Origin of the sequence: Nostoc sp. (assembly GCF_036917415.1) — a bacterium.
Classification (GTDB): Bacteria; Cyanobacteriota; Cyanobacteriia; order Cyanobacteriales; family Nostocaceae; genus Nostoc.
In genome coordinates this window covers 1-4037 of the sequence record NZ_JBALDJ010000133.1, presented here as the reverse complement: position 1 = coordinate 4037, position 4037 = coordinate 1, and the positions used below count along the sequence as shown (strand labels likewise).

The 4037-nt window shown below is 42.6% G+C and carries 7 protein-coding genes; 4 read left to right on the top strand and 3 right to left on the bottom strand.

All coding sequences use genetic code 11. The features are described 5' to 3' along the window. Positions 1-218: 218 nt before the first annotated feature. A complete protein-coding gene (ndk, locus tag V7K41_RS32520) occupies positions 219-668 on the top strand; it encodes a nucleoside-diphosphate kinase (RefSeq protein ID WP_104910011.1) in 450 nt (149 codons plus the stop codon). An 86-nt stretch (positions 669-754) separates the two neighbouring features. On the opposite strand, the gene V7K41_RS32515 is transcribed toward ndk, so the two are convergent. After that, positions 755-1477, bottom strand: coding sequence for a TerC family protein (locus tag V7K41_RS32515; RefSeq protein ID WP_334854619.1), 723 nt, complete (start codon positions 1475-1477; stop codon positions 755-757). 272 nt (positions 1478-1749) lie between these two features. Between V7K41_RS32515 and V7K41_RS32510 the strand changes: the two genes are divergently transcribed. Continuing rightward, entirely contained in the window at positions 1750-2019 is a 270-nt protein-coding gene (locus V7K41_RS32510) for a type II toxin-antitoxin system ParD family antitoxin (protein WP_334854618.1), read from the top strand. Continuing rightward, positions 2016-2312 (top strand): type II toxin-antitoxin system RelE/ParE family toxin, encoded by a 297-nt coding sequence (locus tag V7K41_RS32505; protein ID WP_334854620.1) that lies wholly within the window; start codon positions 2016-2018, stop codon positions 2310-2312. Before V7K41_RS32510 ends, V7K41_RS32505 begins: the two co-directional genes overlap by 4 nt. Positions 2313-2415: 103 nt before the next feature. On the opposite strand, the gene V7K41_RS32500 is transcribed toward V7K41_RS32505, so the two are convergent. Next, positions 2416-2712 carry a hypothetical protein gene (locus V7K41_RS32500; RefSeq protein ID WP_334854617.1) on the bottom strand — a complete coding sequence of 99 codons (297 nt, stop codon included), beginning with the start codon at positions 2710-2712 and terminating at the stop codon, positions 2416-2418. Positions 2713-2956: 244 nt separating this feature from the next. Here V7K41_RS32500 and V7K41_RS32495 point away from each other — a divergent pair, with 244 nt between their 5' ends. Further along, the gene (locus V7K41_RS32495) at positions 2957-3160 is read left to right on the top strand and encodes a DUF433 domain-containing protein (RefSeq protein ID WP_334854616.1); all 204 of its coding nucleotides are present in this window, start codon (positions 2957-2959) and stop codon (positions 3158-3160) included. On the opposite strand, the gene V7K41_RS32490 is transcribed toward V7K41_RS32495, so the two are convergent. Continuing rightward, a partial coding sequence (locus V7K41_RS32490) for a tetratricopeptide repeat protein (protein WP_334854615.1) occupies positions 3149-4037 on the bottom strand: 889 nt, incomplete at its 5' end. The genes V7K41_RS32495 and V7K41_RS32490 overlap by 12 nt on opposite strands.

The window sequence follows — 4037 nt, the reverse complement described above, 5'->3', positions numbered from 1 at the left end:
TTGGTCATTGGTCATTGGTCATTGGTCATTGGTCATTGGTCATTGGTCATTGGTCATTGGTCATTGGTCATTGGTCATTGGTCATTGGTCACTTGTACTGAGCGTAGTCTAAGTATTGGTGATTGGTGATTGGTCATTGTTTATTGACAAAGGACAAAGGACAAAGGACAAATGACTAATGACAAGATAAAAACTTTATTAAGCTTTGGGAGATAGCAATGGAGCGCACATTCTTAGCAATTAAGCCTGATGGAGTCCAGCGGGGATTAGTCGGGGAAATTATCCGTCGCTTTGAAACTAAAGGTTTTACCCTAGTTGGTTTAAAGTTACTGAAAGTCAGTCGGGAATTGGCTGAACAACACTATGGTGTTCACCGAGAACGTCCCTTTTTTGGTGGTCTAGTGGAATTTATCACTTCTAGCCCAGTGGTAGCGATGGTATGGGAAGGAGATGGCGTTATTGCATCTGCCAGAAAGATTATTGGTGCGACAAACCCTTTAACAGCAGAGCCGGGAACGATTCGCGGCGATTTTGGACTGAATATTGGTCGCAACTTAATTCACGGTTCTGATGCTCCAGAAACCGCGCAACAAGAAGTAGCCCTATGGTTTAAGGATGAAGAATTAGTCAGTTGGCAACCACACTTAACGCCTTGGTTGCACGAGTAAGACAGTAGGGACTGGGTACTGGGGACTGGGGACTAGGAATTAGTTATTTCCCCCTGCCCCTCTGCCCCTCTGCCCCTCTGCTCTTTTTATTTCGAGACTTCGCTCTTTTCCGGTTCTACCTGGGGTAATTCAGTCTCAACACGCTTGGAAAATCCCCAACCTAAAATCAGGAAGATGGCAGCAATCATGATCCATTCTGGTGGAACTAAACTATCGTTCACCACTTTCAACAATAAGCGCAAACCTACCAACGCTACAGTTATATAGCCTGCGTCTTCTAGGTTTTCATATTCGTCTAGCCAACGGATAAACAATCCCGCCATGAATCGCAGCGTAATAATACCAATTGTTGCACCCGTTAGCACTAGCCATTTTTCTTGAGAAACTGCGATCGCAGTTGTCACGCTATCCAAAGAAAATGCCAAATCTGTAAATGCAATCACGGGTATGGCTTGCAACAACGAATTAAAGCGCGGCCCGTGATGGCGATCGTCCTTGGATTCTTCCGAGGTAAAGTGTTGGAATACCAACCAAAGCAGATAAGCAGCGCCCAATAATTCAAATTGCCAGAATTTTTGTACCCAAGTAGCAGTGAGAATCAGGGTGATTCGCAGCACATAAGCAACGACTAAACCAAAGTTGAGTCCTTTACGCTCAAGTTCTTCGTCTTCCAGCCCCCTAGCGATCGCAGCCAGGGCGATCGCATTGTCGGCAGATAACAGCGCCTCTAAAAGCACCAGGATCAGCAGAACTATCGGGGCTTCAACGCTGAAATGAAAGTCGAGGTAATTAAAAATTTGGTCTAGCATTCCGGGTTTCTCAAGCAGAAAAAATTAAATTTTGACAAGAACAGAGATTTGCATGTTAAAAAGCGCAATAAATTGCCACTCTAATTCAGCTTAACGTGGTTATGGTGCATTTTGAAGGGGGTTGAATGGATGCGATCGCCCTACAAGTGGGGTAATTTGCGTATAAGTCAATACACCCAAAGTTTTAACATCTAGTTTAGTGCGATCGTAATGGACTCTTGTCAGTTCGCATCCAGAATTAGCTTATGAGAACAAAAATATGGTAATAGTTTATGAATATTTCCTTAACTACCGAGCTTGAGCAGTTCATTCAAAGTCAGGTTGTAAGCGGTAAGTACACCTCATCAGAAGAAGTGATTCTTGCAGGTATTAGGCTGTTGGAGGAAGGGGAACGTATTTATAAGGGTCGATTTGAGGAACTGCAGAGGGAAATTGCGATCGGGGTTGAGCAACTCGATCGCGGAGAACGACTCGACGGTAGAGAAGTAATTGAACAACTGCGTCAAAAAAACCAAGCTTTAAGAAAGACTCAAGCACAATAATAAGTTTATATTTTCTATCAACTCAAGCAACTCAAGACTTACAAGAAATTAATGATTACCTGTTTGCTGGAAATCCAGATGTTGCAGACAAGTTGCTCACACTCATTACTCAAAAGTTAGATACTTTGGCAAAGTTTCCCAGTATGGGACGTAGACGGGATAAGCTTTTACCTACGTTGCATAGTTTTCCAGTTGATGATTATTTGATATTTTATCGCCCAATTGCAGAGGGGATTGAAGTTGTGCGGGTGGTGAGTGGCTACCGCGATTTAGAGGCACTATTTTCTGATTAAAATCAATGTTTTTTGGGTTTAGCACATTGCCAAACCCCTACAACAGATGAAGTTTTAGTAGGGTGCGTTGCGCCCTTGCGACAACGCACTATCTTGATATGTCCTATTGCATTAAAATCTGACGGATTAAAATACTCATTACCTCGCCTGGGTTGGCGGTTGGTAATAGCGGACTCCAATCGCCGATGCTGGCGTAGCCAATCACTTGCAGATAGTGAATTGTGCTAGTAACTGCTTTTGGAGAACCGATTAATAGATGTTTAATCGGTTCTCTTTTCGGTAATTGATTTTCAGAAGATTGATTCAGGATGGGTGTATTTAATTCGCCATCTAAGTACTGTTGTAATTCTGATTGGGCGAAGTTGTGATTTTTTACAAACTTTTGTACTTGTGCCATCATTGTAATTGTCTCCCAGAATGGGGGTTTACAGAAAGGCGATCGCAGATTCTTGGCAGAGGGCGATCGCCTTTCTTATTTATATATTAAAGTATATTTTTATACTTGTAAATACCCTAAATCAAAAATAAATTAAAAGTAAAAAGTATTTATTTGTAGCTACAATTATTTTTCTGCTGTCGTTATTTGGTATCTAGAATTAGAATATAAGAACAAAAATATCGTGATAATTTATGAATATTTCTTTATGAATGACACACTTCTACAACGCATTACTCATAATCCAGAAATCTGCCACGGTAAACCCTGTATTCGAGGACTTCATTATCCAGTTGAGTTTATTTTGGAACTGCTCAGTTCTGGTATGAGTACTGAAGAAATATTGAAAGATTATGACGATTTAGAATCTGAAGATATTTTGGCGATTACAACTTTCGCTTCACTTAAATAACCCTAAAAGTTTCTGCCACCAAGAACTTTTTTGAGCTTGAAGATTTTCTAGATTTTGCCGAACAGTAACCGTATTGGGATGATTTACCCCAAACACCTGCTGACGAATTTCTAAAGCTTGCAGAAACAGGGGTTCGGCTTGGTCGTAGCGTCCTTGAGAATAGTAGAGATTTGCCAGATTGTTCAGGCTGGTGGCGACATAAGGATGTGCTTCTCCCAGCAGGTGTTTATAAAGTTCTAAAACTTGCAGATACAGGGGTTCGGCTTGGTCGTAGCGTCCTTGAGAATAGTAGAGATTTGCCAGGTTGTTCAGGTTGGTGGCGACATAAGGATGTGCTTCTCCCAGTAGGTGTTTATAAAGTTCTAAAGCTTGCAGAAACAGGGGTTTGGCTTGGTCGTAGCGTCCTTGAGAATAGTAAAGATTTGCCAGGTCGTTCAGGCTGTCGGCGAAATCGGTATGTGCTTCTCCAAGCAAGCGTTTTCTCAGTTCTAAAGCTTGCAGAAACAGGGGTTCGGCTTGGTCGTAGCGTCCTTGAGATTCGTAGAGTCCTGCCAGGTTGTTCAGGCTGGTGGCAACATGGGGATGTGCATCTCCCAGCAGGCGTTTATAAAGTTCTAAAGCTTGGAGATACAGGGGTTCGGCTTGGTTGTAGCGTCCTTGAAAATTGTAGAGATTTGCCAGGTTGTTCATGCCGATGGCAAGATCGGGATGTGCTTCTCCCAGCAGGCGTTTATAAAGTTCTAAAGCTTTGAAATACAGGGGTTCGGCTTGGTCGTAGCGTTCTTGAGAATAGTAGAGATTTGCCAGGTCATTCAGGCTGGTGGCAACATGAGGATGTGCATCTCCCAGCAGGCGTTTTCTCAGTTCTAAAGCTTGC

What these genes read in the sequence shown, in the direction of transcription:
- V7K41_RS32510 (WP_334854618.1), top strand. Translation starts at nt 1,750, where the DNA reads ATGAATATTTCCTTAACTACCGAGCTTGAGCAGTTCATTCAAAGTCAG.
- V7K41_RS32515 (WP_334854619.1), bottom strand. Translation starts at nt 1,477, where the DNA reads ATGCTAGACCAAATTTTTAATTACCTCGACTTTCATTTCAGCGTTGAA.
- ndk (WP_104910011.1), top strand. Translation starts at nt 219, where the DNA reads ATGGAGCGCACATTCTTAGCAATTAAGCCTGATGGAGTCCAGCGGGGA.
- V7K41_RS32495 (WP_334854616.1), top strand. Translation starts at nt 2,957, where the DNA reads ATGAATGACACACTTCTACAACGCATTACTCATAATCCAGAAATCTGC.
- V7K41_RS32500 (WP_334854617.1), bottom strand. Translation starts at nt 2,712, where the DNA reads ATGATGGCACAAGTACAAAAGTTTGTAAAAAATCACAACTTCGCCCAA.